A 17,478-nucleotide genomic window follows, 5' to 3' on the forward strand; every position below is an offset into this window, starting at 1 on the left:
GCTATTTCAAATATCATCTTTTCACATCATTTATCATCGGAATAGCTCATGACGGAAGCGCAACGACATCAAATATTGCTGGAGCAACTGGCGCAGGCGGGCTTTATTACGGTGGAGCAGGTTATCGCCAGCCTCGGAGTCTCCCCGGCGACTGCACGGCGGGATATCAACAAGCTCGACGAAACCGGCAAACTGAAAAAGGTGCGCAATGGCGCTGAGGCCATCAGCCAGCAGCGCGCCCGCTGGTCGCCGATGAATATCCATGAAGCGCTGCACCATGATGAAAAAGTACGTATTGCCAGAGCCGCTTCGCAGCTGGTCAGCAGTGGAGAAAGCGTGGTCATTAACTGCGGTTCGACGGCCTTTTTGCTGGGACGCGAAATGTGCGGCAAGCCGGTGCAGATAATCACCAACTATCTGCCGCTGGCCAATTACCTGATTGAGCAGGAGCACGACAGCGTGGTGATCATGGGCGGGCAGTACAACAAAACCCAATCCATTACCCTTGGCCCACAAAGCAGTGAAAATAGTCTCTATGCCGGCCACTGGATGTTTACCAGCGGTAAAGGGCTGACCGCCGAGGGGCTTTATAAGACCGATATGCTGACCGCTATGGCAGAGCAAAAAATGCTCAATATGGTGGGTAAACTGGTGGTGCTGGTCGACAGCAGCAAAGTCGGCGAACGGGCGGGCATGCTCTTCAGCAGCGCCGATCAAATCGACGTGCTGATCACCGGGAAACAGGCCAACCCGGAGATCCTCAAAAAACTTGAGGATCAGGGCGTCAAAGTCGTTCGGGTGTAATCAGAGGTGGCGGCGAAAAAAGTCGACCGTCACTTCCAGCGCCATCGGTGTAATACGGTGTTTTACACCGGGCTCCTGGTGATAAGTCAGCTGACCATCCAGCCCTTCTCTTTTTAGTGCCTGCTGCAAACGCACGCTTTCGTCGGCGGGCACTACATCATCTTCTTCCCCATGCCATAGCAGCAATGGTCTGTCTGCCAGTCGGGACAACTGACGGGTAATATCCCAGTGCGCCAGCGGCGTAAGAATGGCATCAATGTCCGCCGTCTGAGGCGGTGGAAAAAGCGTACTGGAGAGCGTGGAGAAATAACCCGACCCCATCAAACAGGCGACGCTACGAACCTCAGGAAAACGGGTCATGATACCCAGCGCCGTCATTCCCCCCATGGATGCGCCGCCCACCGCCAGCCGGTTATCTGCGATCAAACCGGCGTCGTACAGCGCCTCTTTCAACTGCGGAAACTCGCTAAAATTGCCCTGCAAAATTTGCCAGAAGTGCTGCAAACGGCTGGCTTCATCACCATCAAAACGTGCGCCATGCTCTGGCGCATCTGGCATGATGACCCGGAATCCTGCCTGCGCCAGAGCGACGGCAAAATAGCTATAAACGAGCTTTGATGAACTAAATCCGTGGTAAAAAATCAGGGTCGGCAAGGGTTGAGCGGTTTTTCCCGCCGGGCGGGCATGGAGCGTTTCAATACCGGCAAATTGCTGTACATCGAGTTCTATCATTGGCGCCTCCGTGTTTAATCATGCTGGTATGCCATTGCGTGACTATTGGCGCAAGTCAGAGTTTGCATATAGACCCATAACTTTGAGATATAGATTACGCTTTCACTGCATTTTCATTCGAAAATAACGGCGGGGATAACAATTTGGGAACATTCCCCACAGAGCGAATAATTGAGGCACTACACTATGGCAATCAGGAGACATAAAAACATGATGCGCATCTTCAGCGCCGTTTTGCTGGCGTTACTGTTAAGCAGTTGTAGCGTACTTGAAGGTAAGCCGCAGCCGGCGCCTCCGGTCAGCAATTTCCCGCAGGAAATTAGCCGTAATCAGACGCAAAGCCTGCAAGAAATGGGGGCCGTCAGCGTGACAGTACTGGGCTCACCGATGGATGTGGAAGCGGCAATAAAAGCCAAAGCGGCCGAGGCGAAAGCCGATTACTACCTCATTCTGATGATGGATGACACGGTAATTCCCGGGCGCTGGTACTCACGAGCCCTTCTGTACCAGCAATAATAGCGCGTTGATTTAAGGAAGATTTACACTGATTTTCATCCTTTTATGTTTGCCTGTGCACAATGGACGGTATGGATTTTCTCGCGACGGAATGCCCTGTAATTCATCGGGGTAACGTGAAATGGAGCGGATATGAAACGATCTCTTGCCTTGACCTCACTGCTGCTTTCAGTGGGGATGATTAGCACGACAGCGCAATCCGCAGAGTTCGCCAGCGCAGATTGCGTTACCGGGCTGAATGAAATCGGCCTGATTTCTGTCAATAATGTTTTTGGCACGCCGCAGGACGTTGAACGTGTCATCGCGTTGAAAGCGGATGAACAAGGTGCTTCCTGGTATCGCATCATTCAAATGCAAGAAGAACAACGGGTTGATAACTGGCGCGTACAAGCCATTCTTTATGCCTGACAGCGAGACCTACCAGAAAAGTCACTTTTGCAGGGTGGCTTTTTTGTTTATGATTTCTTTGTTAGAGACATATTATCGTAAAGATAAGGTCATGTAACATTTTGTTACATTGACAAACTAAATGTTATCAGTTTATTGCCGTTGAAGGTGCTGACATTCTTTTCAGCGGATATTTTATGAGCACCTTTTTTCGTCGTATCGGACTTGGCACCAAACTTTCCCTCCTGACGGGTATCAGCGTCGCCGCACTTTTCCTGCTTTTCACCTCCCTGTTGAGTAATAAAGCCAGCCAGCAGCTGGAAAGCCTGGCAATGGAAGATCTTCATAACCAGTCTACCGGCGTGTTAGACATGGTGGAGATGTTTAACAGCAGCCTGAGCGAAGAAGTGGAAAGTTATACTCGCCTGTTTAACAGCTTTCTGCCTCAGCCCGTATCTATCGACCGCTCCCAAAGCCGTGAGATTAATGGCATCAGCGTTCCTCTGCTGAAAGGCGGAGACAGTGAACTTCATGAAAACAACGCCACCGTGGATGATTTTCTCACGCGTACCGGGGCTATCGCGACCCTGTTTGTACGCAGTGGCGATGATTTTGTCCGTGTCGCCACCTCTTTGCGTAAAGAAAATGGCGACAGGGCTATCGGCACCCGTCTGGACAAAGCCAGCCCGGCATTTGCCCCGGTGATGAAAGGTGAAGTCTACCGCGGCCTGGCGCTGCTGTTCGGCAAGCGCTACATCACCCAATACCAGCCCGTAAAAGATGCCAGCGGCATGACCATTGCGATCCTGTTTGTCGGGGTGGATATCACCCACTCATGGGAGATCATGCGCGGTAAAATTCTGGGTCGCCAGCTCGGTGAAAGCGGTCATTTCTTCGTACTTGACCGTAACGCGGGCAAAAATTATGGCAACTATCTCTTCCATCCCAGCGAAGAAGGGAAACGCCCGCAGTGGGATGACAGCGCCCTGCAAAGGGTTCTGAAAGAGACCTCAGGCACGCTGGAACAGCAGAGCGCCGATGGTCATCGACAAATGCTCTCCTGGATAACCGTCCCCGGCTGGAACTGGACGGTAGTCGGTGAAGTGGACAAAGCAATACTGCTGAGTGATGTCACCAGTATGCGTAATCAGTTTCTGATTGCCGGGCTGGTGGTTTCCCTGCTGTTTGCCGCCTTGTTTGTGGTGATTGTCCGCCGTTGGCTGACCCGCCCGCTGCGTGATGCTATTGGCCTTGCCAGCCGCTATGCTTCAGGCGATCTGCGCGCCAGCCTGGACGTTAAACGTGAAGATGAAGTGGGTCAGCTGATTAACGCCATCAATGGCATCGGCAATGGCTTGCATACCATTGTGATGCAGGTGCGCGAGGCCGCCGATGACATTCACCACGGCACCAATGCGCTGGCCGCCGACAGCAGCGAAATCAGCGACCAGATAAACAAGCAGGCCAGCAGCGTCGAGGAAACCTCCGCCAGCATGGAGCAACTCACCGCCACAGTGCAGCAAAACGCCGCCAATATGGAAGAGATGCAGTCGCTGGTAAATGAAACCTCCCGGGCAGTACAAAAAGGCGGAGCTACCGTCGGAGAAGCCGTCGCCACCATGGATGCGATCCGCACCGCCTCTCAGCGCATTGCCGATATCACCCATGTGATTGAATCCATCTCCTTCCAGACCAATATCCTGGCGCTTAACGCCGCAGTCGAAGCCGCACGGGCCGGAGAGCATGGTAAAGGTTTTGCCGTCGTGGCTCAGGAAGTCCGGGCTCTGGCAGCGCGCAGCGCCAATGCGGTCAAAGAGATCGACGAACTGACCAGCGATACCCTGAGAAAAGTCAGCGAAGGCCATACGTTGTCTGACGACACCCGGCAGGCAATGACGCAGATCACGACTCATATGGGCCATATTACCCAACTGGTCAACGAGATTAACCACGCCTCTCACGAACAGTCAGCGGGGATTAACCAGGTCAATATCGCGATGGTTCATATTGGCGAAGCCACGCATATCAACGCCGGACGGGTGTCCCGCAGCGAACAAACCGCAGGCACACTGCGGGAAAAAGGGGCCCATCTGACCGAGGTCGTCAGCCTGTTTAGCCTGAAAGCAGACTAGCCAGCACCGCCGGTAGCACGCAGCAGCAGGTCATTTTGCACCTGCTGACTCAGTGCGCTGGCGCCGCGAGTATCGAGCATCATCCGGCACCAGGCCTGGGCCACCGGCGGCGGAGCGCATTGCAACATTTGCGCCCCCATCGCCAGCAAAAATAACTGCTGCGTAATCTCCCGCCCTTGCGCTTCATGGGGTTTGCGCAGCCGCTGCTGCAACTGCCGCCAGGCCCGATCAAAATGTCTGTCCTGACCTTTAACCCGCGCAAAGGTTTCATGCAGCAACTCACTGACGCCCTGCTGTTTTGCCAGCACCCGCAGCACATCAAGGCACATAATATTGCCGGAGCCTTCCCAGATGCTGTTAACCGGCATCTCCCGATAAAGCCGGGGCAGTTCACTCTCTTCGCAGTATCCTGGACCACCGAGCACTTCCATGGCTTCAGCCACAAAGGGGATCCCAGCTTTACAGATGGCGAATTTGGCCGCCGGGGTTAACAGACGCGCCAGCAGGACTTCTTCCGGGTTCGTACGCGCATCCCAGGCACGGGCAAGGCGGAATAAAAACGCCGTTTGACCTTCCAGCTGAAGGGCCATACGGCTGAGGACGTCGCGCATCATCGGCTGATCGACCAGATTTTTACCAAATACCTGCCGCTGGTGCGCATGGTACAAGGCCACGGAGAAAGCCCGACGCATCAGGGCGTGGCTACCCAGCGCGCAGTCGAAACGCGTCAGTCCCCCCATTTTGAGGATTTGCCGTATGCCATCACCCTCTTCTCCTGATAGCCAGCCGCTGGCCGCGCAAAATTCCGCTTCGCTACTGGCATTAGAGCAGTTCCCGAGCTTCTCTTTCAGTCGCTCCAGACGCACGCCATTGCGCTGCCCGTCAGGAAGGAAGCGAGGCACAAAGAAACAGGAAAGACCACCGTCCGTCTGCGCCAGCACCAGATGAGCATCGCTTTGCGGTACAGAGAAAAACCATTTGTGCCCCACCAGCCGATAGTGGTCCCCGCTTTTTTGCGCCCGGGTGGTATTACTGAGCAGATCCGATCCCCCCTGCTTTTCCGTCATCCCCATACCCACCAGCAGGCCGCGCTTTTGAGAACCAGGCGCCAGATGGGGATCGTAACGGTCGCTCATGAGCGGTTTAAGCCAGTCCTGAAAGGTGGCGGGCAGCGTCTGTTGCAATAAGGGTGTGGCGGCAAAGGTCATAGTGATGGGACATAACGAGCCCGCCTCAACCTGCGCATGGAGCATGAAACGGGCGGCGCGGGCGACAAAAGCGCCGCTGCGAGCCTCCTCTTCCCAGGCCAGATTGTGCACACGGTTGGCGCATAATCCTTGCATCAACAGGTGCCAGGCCGGATGAAAACGCACATCGTCCAGCCGGACGCCGGTCGCATCATAGCGCAGTAATTCCGGTGGATTGACGTTCGCCAGCCTGCCGAGCTCCAGCGATTCCGCAGTACCCAGTTGCTGGCCTATGCTTGCGAGTAAGTCGAGGTCCCAGCCGGCTCCCTCGCGTATCACGGCGTCATACAGGGCGCGGTCAGAAAGGAAAAGATTACTGTTATTCAGGGGGACGGGTTGATTAAAAACGGTATGCGTTTGCCAGTGCATCTGCTCTCTCTCCATCAATGGCAGTGGAGTAAGTATGGTCAGATGGCGGCTATCCCGCCCGCGATAGCGGTCACAAAATGGGGGAAGAAAGGGAAGAGGACATCATCGTCTGGTGCCCTAACCCCGGCCTTCTCCCACCGGGAGAAGGAGAAAACCGCCGTTTATTTCGCGCGCTGGCGCACGGCTTCAAACAGGCAGATACCGGTCGCGACTGACACGTTCAGCGATGAGACGCTGCCCGCCATCGGAATGCTGATCAGCTCATCGCAATGTTCACGGGTCAGGCGACGCATACCTTCACCTTCCGCGCCCATCACCAGTGCCATAGGTCCGGTCATTTTGCTCTGGAACAGCGTATGGTCAGCTTCGCCCGCAGTGCCGACAATCCAGATATTCTCTTCCTGCAGCAGACGCATGGTGCGCGCCAGGTTGGTTACGCGGATCAATGGGACGTTTTCCGCCGCGCCGCAGGCCACCTTTTTGGCGGTCGCATTGAGCTGTGCCGATTTATCTTTTGGCACAATCACCGCATGCACGCCAGCCGCATCGGCACTACGCAGACAGGCGCCGAGGTTGTGCGGATCGGTAACGCCGTCAAGGATCAGCAGGAAGGGTTGATCGAGGCCGGCGATCAGATCCGGCAGATCGTTTTCCTGATACTGACGACCCGGTTTCACACGGGCGATAATCCCCTGATGCACCGCGCCTTCGCTTTTTTCATCCAGATATTGACGGTTGGCAAGCTGAATCACGACACCCTGAGCTTCCAGCGCATGGATCAGGGGCAGCAGGCGTTTATCTTCGCGGCCCTTCAGAATAAACACGTCCTGAAAGCGCTCAGGTGCGCGCTCCAGCAGGGCCTGCACCGCATGGATGCCGTAAATCATTTCACTCATCAATGGTACTCATTTGAGGCGATATCGCCGGGTTGAATAGGCTGTGAGACATTCACATCGCCACATTATAACCGACAGACGCCCCAGATCGAATCAACTAAGATGACGTTTCGCCTCCTGGCGCACCCGATGTAATACCCGCTGTTTGATTTCGCCGTAGCCCGGATGCTCTGCGAGGGTTTCAATATCACGCTCGCGATCAAAGGGCAGGACAATCTCTTCGACGATTTTTCCGGGTTTGGCCGACATCACCAGGATGCGGTCGGCCAGAAACAGCGCCTCTTCCACATCGTGGGTGACAAACAACAGCGTGGTGCCGGTGGCAAGCCAGGCCTCACGCAGCAACTCCTGCATCATAAGGCGAGTTTGCGCATCCAGCGCGCCGAAGGGTTCATCCAGCAGCAGAACTTCCGGCTCCGGCAGCCAGGCGCGGGCCAGCGCCACACGCTGCTTCATGCCGCCGGAGAGCTGCCAGGGCGCATGATGTTCAAAACCTTTAAGCCCCACGCGTTCCAGCCAGTCCAGCGCCCGCGCGTTAACTTCCGCTTTTTGATAGCGGCCCAGACGCGGGCCGAAAGTGACGTTATCCAGCACCGACAGCCACGGAAACAAGTTTGGCTGCTGGAAGATCATGCCGCGCTCCGGCCCTGGCTGTTGTACCGGCCTGCCGGTTGCCAGCACCTGGCCGCTATCAGGCTTTGTGAATCCTGCAACCAGATTGAGAATGGTCGACTTACCGCAGCCGGACGGCCCCAGCAGCACCACAAATTCCCCTTTATCCAGCGTCAGGTTGATCTCCTCCAGCACCCTGAACGGCTGCGGTTTTGCCGCAAACGAGAGAGACACATTTTCAAGCGCTATAGCACTCATTATTCTTTCCCCGCCCACGGGACAAACAGACGTTGCAGTCCCAGCAGTAATAAATCCAACAGATAACCCGTACCGCCAAGCAGCAGAATGCCGAGCATGACGATATCGGTGCGCAGATAAGAGCTGGCGTTAATCACCATCCAGCCAAGCCCCGAACTGGCGGCCACCATCTCCGCCGCAATCAGCGACGTCCAGCCAATACCTATCGATAGCCTGACGGTGGTGAACAGATCGGGCAGAGCATCCGGCAGCACCACCCGCAGGAAAATCTGCCCTTTTGACGCCCCCAGCGTCTGCGCCACGCGGATCCTGGCACGCCCAATCCGTTCCACCGCCGCCGATGCGCCAACCACCACGCTCAGAAAAGTGGCGATAAAGATCAGGAAAAACTTCGAGGCTTCACCAATTCCCAGCCACACCACCGCCAGAGGGATCAAGGCAATTTTTGGTAGCGGTCGCAGGAACTGCACAAAGGGATTGAGCACCGCAGACAAGCCGGGAGAAAGCCCCATCAGCAGCCCCAGAGGGATGCCCAGCGCAATCGCCACCGCAAAGGCGCTCAACGCGCGGGCAAGGCTCACCGCCACGTGCTGCCACAGCGGTACCTGCCGGTAGCCGTCTGCCAGCAGCTCCTGCGCCGTAATGCCAATATCAGTAAGCGACGGCAGCAGCAGCGGATCCACCCATTGCCGGGTGGCCGCCAGTTGCCAGAGTGCAAAGAAAACCGCCACCGACAGCACGCTGATGGCGATATGCTGACCTAATCTCATTTTGCCGCCGCTTCCCGGATGTAGCGGGAATCAATCGCGGTATCCCAGTTATCCGGAATATCACGCTGCCGAATTTCGCCAATGCCGGCGAGGAAATGAGAGGTTTTGGTCAGGGCTTTGCCGATACCGCTATGGGTCGTATCTGTACCGTTCCCCAGCCAGGCCGCCGTGCCTTGATCGGCAAGCGTTGGATACTCAAGCCCACCCAGCGTGTTCGCGGCAGTGGTCACCGGCGCGCCGACTTCTTTGGCGACAATAGCGGCGGCTTTTTCCGGATCTTGTTTGAATTCGTCTACTTTCTGCTGATGCACGCGCAGGAAAGCCGTCACCGCTTCCGGGTATTGTTCGGCAAAGGCTTTGCGCACCACGTAGTTGTTGTAAATCAGGTAACCGTCTTTCTGCAGATCCTTAGTGGCAAAGACCTGATGACCGCCCGAAGACTCCAGCTCCTGAGCAAAGGGAGCCCAGACGTAGCCCGCGTCAATGTCACCCCGTTTCCAGGCCGCCACCATTTCTGCCGGGCGCAGTGGAAGCAGGGTAATTTTGCTGCGATCCAGTTTGTTGACGCTAATTGCCGCCTCCAGCGCATATTGCGCAGTCGAATTTGGCGGATAGGCCACGCGTTTACCCTCAATATCTTTAATGCTGGTAATCCCCTCTTTGCCAATCAGGCGCTCATAACTGGCAATCACCCCGGAAACGCCAATAATTTCTACCGGTAATTTGCGCACAATGCCTGCGGTCGCCGGGCTGGAGCCAAAATTGGCAATATCAATGGCGTTACTGGCGAAATAATTAAGCGCATCGGCACCGGAGGCAAATTGCACCCACTTCACCTTGCTGTTTAAAGCTTTATCCAGAGCGCCGTCTGCTTTGGCCAGCATTAATACCTGCGAGCCGCCGCTGTAAGCGACGCGAACTTCCTCAGGTGTGGCGGCCATACTGATACTGGACCACAGGCTGCCAGCGGCGAGTAATATTCCGAGCGTTTTTTTCATTTATTTTTCCTTGCGGTGAATGCGTGCCATCTCTCCCACAAAGCAGGAGAAAATATGCGATTTACGTGCGTTGTTTATGCCAGTTGAGTGAGGCGATAGTCCTGCCAGAGGCGGGAACATCGTTCGGCCAGCGATTGTGCGGGATCATAAGTGAGTGACAGGAACGGCGCGTCCACGGCGCGTAGCGCGGGCGGGACTTCCGTGCAGGCGAGAATGAGCTGCTGCGCGCCCCTCGCCAGTAGTGCCTGTGCCTGTAAAGAGAGCAGTTCTCCGCCCTCAGCCAGTTGCCCGCGCTTGACGGCATAGCAGCCGGGCACAAACCATTGCGCCAGCTCGTCTTCATCGGGCGTGATGGATTCAATACCCAGTCCGGCAAGGCGCTGCTGGAACCAGCCCGCATCCAGCGTGCCTTTGGTGGCAATGATGCCCACGCGCTGCGGTTTTTTTGCCGTTTGCACTAACGCCTCCACCGTAGCATCCACAATATGCAAAATGGGGGCATCGCTGGCGGCGCTAAGCTGGGAATACCAGTGATGCGCGGTATTGCAGGGGATAACAATATGGCTCGCGCCTGCCTGATTCAGTTTTTCGATACCGTGCAGCAGTTGCGGTAATGGCGACGGACCTGTTCCTGCCAGCGCCTTTTGCCGATCAGCTATCTGCGGCACATTCCACACCACCGACGGCAGATGCTGTTGATCGCTCTGCGCCGCTGTGGCATCGAGCAATTTGTGCTGAAAATCGAGGGTGGCGAGCGGCCCCATGCCGCCCAGCACGCCAAGTAAAAAGGGCTTAGCCATGGCGGGATTGCCCTTCAAGCACCTGACGATAGCCAAACAGACCGACGGAGCCACCGGTATGGATAAACACCACGTTCTCATCCCTGGCAAAGTGGCCTTTGCGGATCAGATCGATAAGCCCGGCAGCGCCTTTCCCGGAATAGACCGGATCCAGCAAAATACCTTCATGACGGGCAAAGAGCGTGAGCGCTTCCAGCATGCTGTCGGTCGGTAAACCGTAGCCGTCACCCACATAGTCACTGTTCGCCACCACCGCTTCACGAGGTAATTCACCTGCAACGCCGAGCAGCGCCAGAGTCCGTGAAGCCAGATTCCAGACGTTCTCTTCCTGCTTCGCTTTTGGCGCACGAACGCTAATCCCTAACACAGGAACCTGGCTGTTCGTCGCAGTAAATCCGGCAACCAGTCCTGCCTGAGTACCTGTACTGCCAGTGGCGTGCACCACATGGTCAATGCGCAGACGCAGTTGTGAAGACTGATAAAGCAGCTCTTCGGCACAGGCTACATAGCCCAGCGCGCCAATGGGGTTGGAGCCGCCGCCAGGGATGATATATGGGTTATGCCCCTGCTCACGCAGCTCAAAGGCATACTCTTCCATTGCCTGCTGCATATCGGTGCCGCCCGGCAGATGCGCCACAATTTCGCCGCCGAGCAGCTCATCGAGCAGCACGTTACCGGAACGCTGATAATCTTCACCGAAATCGGTGACGCGCTTTTCGAGCAGTACTTTTGCGGCCAGGCCCAGTTTCGCCGCGCCGGCAATGGTCTGGCGTACATGGTTAGATTGCGTCGCGCCCTGGGTAATAATCACATCGGCTTTTTTCTCCAGCGCGTCAGCGAGCAGAAATTCCAGTTTGCGGGTTTTATTACCGCCGCTTGCCAGACCCGTCGCATCATCACGCTTGATCCATATTTTCGGCCCACCGAGTAATGCCGAAAGATTATTCAGGGGTTCCAGAGGGGTTGGAAAATGTCCGAGAGAAAGTCGGGGAAAACGCGCCAGATGCATAACCGCTCCTTGCTAAATAAATGAGTCGCTGATGGGAAGTCACTATACACATCAGGCTCTGGCGGCTAATCACCAATACTAAATATCGTTTTGCGGTTTTAAGCTAAGTCAGGAAAATAAACGTCCGGAAGGCCGTCGCTATTACGCACGGGAATATAATACGTTGAAAAAGAATAACCCCCCGGCAGGCCGGAGGGTTATATGAGTGGAGAAATAAGCGCGAATTAGTCTGCGATTTTCTTTTTAGCTGCGCGCTTAGCTTTGGTTGCCGCGGCGATTTTTTGGGTTTTCGTCGACGGTTTTTTCACGCTTTTTTCTTTCTTCGGTTTCGCAGGGCCTTTCGCTTTACGAAATTCGCTGTCGGGCTCGAAGTTCACTTTCTTACCTGTCTGGCGGCGTTTACCCGCAGGTTTGGCGCCGCTGCCTTTCTTCGCGTTATCACGTGCGGTTTTACCCACGTTGCGCGGACCACGTTCGCTGGAGATCAGCGAGAAGTCGATTTTACGCTCGTCCATATTGACGGCTTCCACCTTCACTTCCACCCGATCGCCCAGCCGATAAGTCTGGCCGCCGGACTCGCCAATCAGACGCTGGCCCACCTGGTCAAAGCGGTAGTAGTCGTTATCCAGCGAGGAAACATGCACCAGGCCGTCGATAAACAGATCCGTCAGACGCACAAAGAAGCCAAAACCGGTCACGCTGGCAATCACGCCAGGGAAGATATTGCCCACCTGATCCTGCATAAAGTCGCACTTCAGCCAGTCCGAGACTTCGCGGGTGGCTTCGTCAGCGCGACGTTCGGTCATTGAACAGTGCTGACCCAGTTGCAGCATCTCTTCCAGGCTGTAGTGCCAGCCGCCGGTATCGGTCGAGTTGCCTGTGTGGCCCTCATCTTTCGCCAGCAGATATTTGATGGCGCGATGCAGCGACAGATCCGGGTAACGGCGAATAGGCGAGGTAAAGTGCGCATAGGATTGCAATGCCAGACCAAAGTGACCGCGGTTTTCCGGGTCATAGACGGCCTGTTTCATTGAGCGCAGCAGCATGGTTTGCAGCATCTCATGATCGGGACGGTCAGCGATGGACTCCAGCAAGGCGGCATAATCCGCTGGCTCCGGTTTGTTACCGCCGGGCAGCTCCAGACCCAGCTCCGCCAGGACGGTGCGGAAGGAGGTAATCGCTTCGGTGGTTGGCTTGTCGTGAATACGGAACAGCGCAGGTTCTTTCTCTTTTTCGACATAACGCGCAGCCGAGATATTGGCGAGGATCATGCACTCTTCGATAAGCTTGTGGGCATCGTTACGCTGGGTCTGTTCAATGCGTTCGATGCGACGTTCCGCGTTGAAAATAAACTTCGCTTCTTCGCTTTCAAACGAGATCCCACCGCGTTCAGCACGAGATGCGTCCAGCACTTTGTAGAGATTATGCAGCTCTTCGATATGCTTCACCAAAGGAGCATACTGCTCACGCAGTTCCTGATCGCCCTGCAACATGTGCCACACTTTAGTGTAGGTCAGACGCGCATGGGAGCTCATAACCGCTTCGTAGAACGTGTAGCTCGTCAGGCGACCTTTGGCTGAAATGGTCATTTCACAGACCATGCACAGACGATCGACCTGCGGGTTGAGGGAACACAGACCGTTCGAGAGCACTTCCGGCAGCATCGGGACAACCTGCGACGGGAAATAGACCGAGGTTCCGCGGCTGCGGGCTTCGGCATCCAGCGCGGTCGGCGGGCGAACGTAATAGCTGACGTCGGCAATGGCTACCCATAAACGCCAGCCACCGCCGCGTTTCTTCTCACAATAGACGGCGTCATCGAAGTCGCGAGCGTCTTCACCATCAATGGTCACCAGCGGCAGGTCGCGCAAATCGACGCGGCCTATTTTCGCTTCTTCCGGCACCTGCTCTTTCAGGCTCGCAATCTGTTTTTCAACTTCAGGCGGCCAGACATACGGAATTTCATGGGTGCGCAGCGCCATATCAACGGCCATGCCGGTGCCCATATTATCGCCCAGCACCTCAACGATTTTACCGATGGCTTTGGTGCGGCGGGTCGGGCGTTGGGTCAGTTCGACCACCACCACAAAGCCCATGCGCGCTCCCATTGTCTCTTCCGGCGGCACCAGAATGTCAAAGCTCAGGCGGCTGTCATCCGGGACGACAAAGCCCACGCCCGCATCGGTAAAGTAGCGGCCCACAATTTGCCCGGTTTTCGGCTCCAGGATGCGTACAACACGAGCTTCGCGACGACCTTTACGATCGGCTCCCAGCGGCTGGGCGAGGATCTGGTCGCCGTGCATGCACATTTTCATCTGTTCGCTGGAGAGATACAGATCGTCTTTGCGCCCTTCAACACGCAGGAAACCGAAACCATCGCGGTGACCAATGACAATACCTTTTAGCAGGTCAAGACGCTCTGGCAGGGCATAGCACTGACGGCGGGTAAAGACCAGTTGCCCGTCACGTTCCATGGCGCGCAGGCGGCGACGAAGAGCCTCTTGTTGTTCTTCGCCTTCAATATTGAGTTCAACGGCCAGTTCATCGCGACTGGCTGGTTTTTCACGTTTGGTGAGGTGTTCAAGAATGAATTCGCGGCTGGGGATAGGATTGGAATATTTTTCAGCTTCGCGTTCAAGGAAAGGATCGTGTGACATAGCGGTTCCTCCGTAGTCATCTCTGATGGCGATTTTTTCAGTCCACCAGCAATAATTTGTAAAGCGGTTGATTCTCTTCAACCAGATCGGCCAGCGTGTAGTTATCCAGTTCCTTAAGGAAACTCTGCACAGCCTTTGAAAGCGCCTGCTTGAGGCGGCAGGCGGAAGTAATATGGCAAAATTCGCTGCTGCAATTCACAAGCGACAGCGGTTCCAGGTCACGCACGACATCACCAATACAAATGTCCCTGGCGGCTCTGCCCAGACGGATGCCACCGTTTTTTCCCCTGACAGCCATCACGTAGCCTTCACGACTAAGTTGATTGATTATTTTGACCATATGATTACGGGACACACCATAAATCTCAGTGACTTCGGTGATATTCGTCATTTTCCCTTCTGGCAATGACGCCATATAAATCAACGCACGTAATCCGTAATCGGTGAAGCTCGTTAACTGCACATCAACCTCAGAAACAGGGGAAAGAGATATACCCGCAGGTATTGACTCTATTGATGATAAACCAGCCAGCAGGAATGCCACTAATTTATTTGAACTGAAGGGGAAAAAAGCGAGGAGAACGGGGCCTGCCAGGCAAGCCCCTGAGAACATTACGCGTCGAACGGGTCGCGCAGGATCATAGTTTCAGTACGATCCGGGCCGGTAGAGATGATATCGATCGGCACGCCAGTCAGTTCTTCAATACGTTTGATGTAGTCCAGCGCGGTTTGCGGCAGACCATCACGCGTTTTCACACCAAAGGTGCTTTCAGACCAGCCAGGCATTGATTCATAAATCGGCTCAATACCTTCCCAGTTGTCTGCCGCCAGCGGAGTGGTGGTCACTTCGCGGCCATCAGGCATACGGTAACCGACGCAGATTTTCACTTCTTTCAGGCCATCCAGCACGTCGAGCTTGGTCAGGCAGAAACCAGACAGGGAGTTAATCTGTACGGCACGACGAATCGCAACGATATCCAGCCAGCCGGTACGACGACGACGACCGGTAGTCGCGCCAAATTCATTACCCTGCTTGCACAGGAACTCGCCGATGTCATCAAACAGTTCAGTCGGGAACGGACCAGCACCCACGCGAGTGGAGTAAGCTTTGATGATACCCAGAACGTAATCGACATAACGCGGACCCAGGCCGGAGCCGGTTGCCACGCCACCTGCAGTGGTGTTGGAGGAGGTTACGTACGGATAAGTACCGTGGTCGATATCCAGCAGCGTACCCTGTGCGCCTTCGAACATGACGAAGTCGCCGCGAATACGTGCCTGATCCAGCAGATCGGAAACATCAACCACCATCGCGGTCAGGATGTCGGCAATCGCCATCACATCGTCCAGCACTTTCTGGTAGTCAACCGCTTCTGCTTTGTAGAAGTTCACCAGCTGGAAGTTGTGATATTCCATCACTTCTTTCAGTTTGTCAGCAAAGGTTGCTTTGTCGAACAGGTCGCCTACACGCAGGCCACGACGAGCTACTTTATCTTCATAAGCAGGCCCAATACCACGACCGGTAGTGCCGATAGCTTTAGAACCGCGCGCTTTTTCACGCGCTACGTCCAGCGCCACATGATAATCAAGGATCAGCGGGCACGCTTCGGACAACAGCAGGCGTTCACGAACCGGGATACCACGGTCTTCCAGACCTTTCATCTCTTTCATCAGCGCAGCCGGAGACAGCACAACACCGTTGCCGATGATGCTGGTGACGTTTTCGCGGAGAATACCTGATGGAATCAGATGGAGGACGGTTTTTTCACCGTTGATTACGAGAGTATGGCCTGCGTTGTGACCGCCCTGGTAGCGTACAACATATTTAGCCCGTTCAGTCAGAAGATCAACAATCTTCCCTTTACCTTCGTCACCCCATTGGGTGCCCAGTACGACGACGTTGTTACCCATTTTTCAAAATCACCGTTTGCTTAAAAATGGATTCTACCATCGGATTTTCAGATAGACAGCACTTTTTGTACCCAAATCAAGGCAAATACGCCCATTTTTTGATCAGCCAATCGTTTTCCTCAACATGTAGTAGATAACAATGCCGGCAACCACAAGCCCGCCGCCAAAGCGACGCAGGATATTGTCCGGAAGAGTGCTCATGGTGGCGATCATTCGACGCCATGCACGCGGATATAGCATCGGACCCAGACCTTCAAGCACCAGAACGAGGGCCAGTGCCAGCCAGATTGTTGCGTTCATTGTTGTCCTTATAAAAAGAAAACCACCGCTCTTAAAAGAGCCGGTGGTTTTAGATAGAAACTGCTTAAATCAGTTTAGCGGTTAGCTGAGGTCGGTGACTTCATATAACGGAAGAAGTCGCTATCCGGGCTGAGCACCATCACGTCCTGATTACTCTGGAAGCTGCTTTCGTATGCGCGCAGGCTACGGATAAAGGCATAGAAGTCAGGATCCTGGCTAAAGGCATCGGCGAACAACTTCGCGGCTTCAGCATCACCTTCACCACGCAGGATTCGGCCCTGACGCTCAGATTCAGCCAGCGTTTTGGTGACTTCGTAATCGGCAGTAGCGCGCAGTTTTTCCGCCTCTTCCTGACCCTGAGAACGGTGGCGACGGGCAACCGCTTCACGCTCGGCACGCATACGGTTGAAGATCGCTTCCGACACTTCAGTTGGCAGGTTGATTTGCTTGATACGCACGTCCACCACTTCAATACCTAATGCCGCCATACTGTTCGGGTTAATCACCGGCACTTTGCCGTTGGTTTCCGCCTGAACAAGCTCAGCCGCTTTAGCAATAGCGTCATCCGCGGCCGGCGTCGCCACTTCATCTTCGGTACCTGCGGAACCGGAGTTCAGAGCATCGCGGACTTCCAGCGTCAGACGACCACGCGAGTCGGTAACGATATCTTTCACATCCAGACGACCAATTTCAGAACGCAGACGGTCAGAGAATTTACGTTTCAGCAGGACTTCCGCCTGAGAAACATCACCACCGCCCGTTGCCAGGAAGTAACGGCTGAAATCACTGATGCGCCACTTGATGTAAGAGTCGACGATGAGGTCTTTCTTCTCTTTGGTCACGAAACGATCGGCCTGGTTATCCATGGTCTGGATACGTGCGTCGAGCGTTTTCACGGACTGAATAAACGGAACTTTAAAGTGCAGGCCTGGCTCATAAATGACCGGTTTTTTGTCACCATCACGCACGACGCTGCTGAACTGGAACTTGATTCCGCGCTCACCCTCTTTCACGACAAAAATCGAGGTATAGAGCACAACCAGCGCGATAACAATGATCGCAATAACTGACTTACGCATC

Annotated in this window: 17 protein-coding genes; 4 read left to right on the forward strand and 13 right to left on the reverse strand. The window is 54.9% G+C overall.

Going from position 1 to position 17,478, the window contains the following annotated elements:
- Positions 1-48: 48 nt before the first annotated feature.
- On the forward strand, positions 49-804 hold the full coding sequence (gene ulaR / locus ACSZO4_RS00395) for an HTH-type transcriptional regulator UlaR (RefSeq protein WP_437886852.1): 756 nt from the start codon (positions 49-51) through the stop codon (positions 802-804).
- On the opposite strand, the gene yjfP is transcribed toward ulaR, so the two are convergent.
- Positions 805-1,536: an esterase gene (gene yjfP / locus ACSZO4_RS00400; RefSeq protein WP_437886853.1), complete on the reverse strand. Its 732-nt coding sequence runs from the start codon at positions 1,534-1,536 to the stop codon at positions 805-807.
- A gap of 186 nt (positions 1,537-1,722) precedes the next feature.
- On the opposite strand from yjfP, the gene bsmA reads away from it, so the two are divergent.
- The 3 genes from bsmA to ACSZO4_RS00415 all read left to right on the forward strand — a co-directional run bounded on the left by bsmA (position 1,723) and on the right by ACSZO4_RS00415 (position 4,571).
- Entirely contained in the window at positions 1,723-2,052 is a 330-nt protein-coding gene (bsmA, locus tag ACSZO4_RS00405; protein ID WP_437886854.1) for a biofilm peroxide resistance protein BsmA, read from the forward strand.
- A 132-nt stretch (positions 2,053-2,184) separates the two neighbouring features.
- Positions 2,185-2,460 carry a DUF1471 family protease activator YjfN gene (gene yjfN, locus ACSZO4_RS00410; RefSeq protein WP_437886855.1) on the forward strand — a complete coding sequence of 92 codons (276 nt, stop codon included), beginning with the start codon at positions 2,185-2,187 and terminating at the stop codon, positions 2,458-2,460.
- Between the two features lie 176 nt (positions 2,461-2,636).
- Positions 2,637-4,571 (forward strand): methyl-accepting chemotaxis protein, encoded by a 1,935-nt coding sequence (locus tag ACSZO4_RS00415; RefSeq protein WP_437886856.1) that lies wholly within the window; start codon positions 2,637-2,639, stop codon positions 4,569-4,571.
- Here ACSZO4_RS00415 and ACSZO4_RS00420 read toward each other — a convergent pair.
- The 12 genes from ACSZO4_RS00420 to hflC form a co-directional block, all read right to left on the reverse strand.
- Positions 4,568-6,187, reverse strand: coding sequence for an isovaleryl-CoA dehydrogenase (locus ACSZO4_RS00420; RefSeq protein ID WP_437886857.1), 1,620 nt, complete (start codon positions 6,185-6,187; stop codon positions 4,568-4,570). The genes ACSZO4_RS00415 and ACSZO4_RS00420 overlap by 4 nt on opposite strands.
- A gap of 161 nt (positions 6,188-6,348) precedes the next feature.
- Positions 6,349-7,083: a 23S rRNA (guanosine(2251)-2'-O)-methyltransferase RlmB gene (gene rlmB, locus ACSZO4_RS00425; protein WP_437886858.1), complete on the reverse strand. Its 735-nt coding sequence runs from the start codon at positions 7,081-7,083 to the stop codon at positions 6,349-6,351.
- 93 nt (positions 7,084-7,176) lie between these two features.
- Positions 7,177-7,953 carry an ABC transporter ATP-binding protein gene (locus ACSZO4_RS00430; RefSeq protein ID WP_437886859.1) on the reverse strand — a complete coding sequence of 259 codons (777 nt, stop codon included), beginning with the start codon at positions 7,951-7,953 and terminating at the stop codon, positions 7,177-7,179.
- Positions 7,953-8,723, reverse strand: a complete 771-nt coding sequence (locus ACSZO4_RS00435) for an ABC transporter permease (RefSeq protein ID WP_437886860.1) — start codon at positions 8,721-8,723, stop codon at positions 7,953-7,955. Before ACSZO4_RS00435 ends, ACSZO4_RS00430 begins: the two co-directional genes overlap by 1 nt.
- Positions 8,720-9,721: a taurine ABC transporter substrate-binding protein gene (locus tag ACSZO4_RS00440; RefSeq protein ID WP_437886861.1), complete on the reverse strand. Its 1,002-nt coding sequence runs from the start codon at positions 9,719-9,721 to the stop codon at positions 8,720-8,722. Before ACSZO4_RS00440 ends, ACSZO4_RS00435 begins: the two co-directional genes overlap by 4 nt.
- Positions 9,722-9,795: 74 nt before the next feature.
- Positions 9,796-10,521: an aspartate/glutamate racemase family protein gene (locus ACSZO4_RS00445; protein ID WP_437886862.1), complete on the reverse strand. Its 726-nt coding sequence runs from the start codon at positions 10,519-10,521 to the stop codon at positions 9,796-9,798.
- A complete protein-coding gene (locus ACSZO4_RS00450) occupies positions 10,514-11,530 on the reverse strand; it encodes a D-cysteine desulfhydrase (RefSeq protein WP_437886863.1) in 1,017 nt (338 codons plus the stop codon). The genes ACSZO4_RS00445 and ACSZO4_RS00450 overlap by 8 nt, the downstream gene beginning before the upstream one ends.
- 224 nt (positions 11,531-11,754) lie before the next feature.
- Positions 11,755-14,187, reverse strand: a complete 2,433-nt coding sequence (gene rnr / locus ACSZO4_RS00455; protein WP_437886864.1) for a ribonuclease R — start codon at positions 14,185-14,187, stop codon at positions 11,755-11,757.
- 37 nt (positions 14,188-14,224) lie between these two features.
- Positions 14,225-14,650 carry a nitric oxide-sensing transcriptional repressor NsrR gene (gene nsrR / locus ACSZO4_RS00460; RefSeq protein WP_437886884.1) on the reverse strand — a complete coding sequence of 142 codons (426 nt, stop codon included), beginning with the start codon at positions 14,648-14,650 and terminating at the stop codon, positions 14,225-14,227.
- A gap of 149 nt (positions 14,651-14,799) precedes the next feature.
- Positions 14,800-16,098, reverse strand: coding sequence for an adenylosuccinate synthase (locus ACSZO4_RS00465; RefSeq protein ID WP_437886865.1), 1,299 nt, complete (start codon positions 16,096-16,098; stop codon positions 14,800-14,802).
- A gap of 102 nt (positions 16,099-16,200) precedes the next feature.
- A complete protein-coding gene (locus ACSZO4_RS00470; protein WP_437886866.1) occupies positions 16,201-16,398 on the reverse strand; it encodes a DUF2065 domain-containing protein in 198 nt (65 codons plus the stop codon).
- 74 nt (positions 16,399-16,472) lie between these two features.
- Complete coding sequence (hflC, locus tag ACSZO4_RS00475) at positions 16,473-17,477, reverse strand: protease modulator HflC (RefSeq protein ID WP_437886867.1); 1,005 nt, start codon at positions 17,475-17,477, stop codon at positions 16,473-16,475.
- Between the last annotated feature and the right edge of the window lies 1 nt (position 17,478).

The sequence above is a fragment of the Phytobacter sp. V91 genome, assembly GCF_965644225.1.
Lineage (GTDB): Bacteria > Pseudomonadota > Gammaproteobacteria > Enterobacterales > Enterobacteriaceae > CBFFRJ01.

Excerpts from the sequence above, each read along its gene's own strand:
- ACSZO4_RS00470 (WP_437886866.1), bottom strand. The coding sequence starts at position 16,398 with ATGAACGCAACAATCTGGCTGGCACTGGCCCTCGTTCTGGTGCTTGAA.
- ulaR (WP_437886852.1), top strand. The coding sequence starts at position 49 with ATGACGGAAGCGCAACGACATCAAATATTGCTGGAGCAACTGGCGCAG.
- bsmA (WP_437886854.1), top strand. The coding sequence starts at position 1,723 with ATGGCAATCAGGAGACATAAAAACATGATGCGCATCTTCAGCGCCGTT.
- rnr (WP_437886864.1), bottom strand. The coding sequence starts at position 14,187 with ATGTCACACGATCCTTTCCTTGAACGCGAAGCTGAAAAATATTCCAAT.
- ACSZO4_RS00430 (WP_437886859.1), bottom strand. The coding sequence starts at position 7,953 with ATGAGTGCTATAGCGCTTGAAAATGTGTCTCTCTCGTTTGCGGCAAAA.
- yjfP (WP_437886853.1), bottom strand. The coding sequence starts at position 1,536 with ATGATAGAACTCGATGTACAGCAATTTGCCGGTATTGAAACGCTCCAT.
- ACSZO4_RS00465 (WP_437886865.1), bottom strand. The coding sequence starts at position 16,098 with ATGGGTAACAACGTCGTCGTACTGGGCACCCAATGGGGTGACGAAGGT.
- ACSZO4_RS00450 (WP_437886863.1), bottom strand. The coding sequence starts at position 11,530 with ATGCATCTGGCGCGTTTTCCCCGACTTTCTCTCGGACATTTTCCAACC.
- ACSZO4_RS00415 (WP_437886856.1), top strand. The coding sequence starts at position 2,637 with ATGAGCACCTTTTTTCGTCGTATCGGACTTGGCACCAAACTTTCCCTC.
- hflC (WP_437886867.1), bottom strand. The coding sequence starts at position 17,477 with ATGCGTAAGTCAGTTATTGCGATCATTGTTATCGCGCTGGTTGTGCTC.
- yjfN (WP_437886855.1), top strand. The coding sequence starts at position 2,185 with ATGAAACGATCTCTTGCCTTGACCTCACTGCTGCTTTCAGTGGGGATG.
- ACSZO4_RS00435 (WP_437886860.1), bottom strand. The coding sequence starts at position 8,723 with ATGAGATTAGGTCAGCATATCGCCATCAGCGTGCTGTCGGTGGCGGTT.
- rlmB (WP_437886858.1), bottom strand. The coding sequence starts at position 7,083 with ATGAGTGAAATGATTTACGGCATCCATGCGGTGCAGGCCCTGCTGGAG.
- ACSZO4_RS00445 (WP_437886862.1), bottom strand. The coding sequence starts at position 10,521 with ATGGCTAAGCCCTTTTTACTTGGCGTGCTGGGCGGCATGGGGCCGCTC.
- ACSZO4_RS00420 (WP_437886857.1), bottom strand. The coding sequence starts at position 6,187 with ATGCACTGGCAAACGCATACCGTTTTTAATCAACCCGTCCCCCTGAAT.
- ACSZO4_RS00440 (WP_437886861.1), bottom strand. The coding sequence starts at position 9,721 with ATGAAAAAAACGCTCGGAATATTACTCGCCGCTGGCAGCCTGTGGTCC.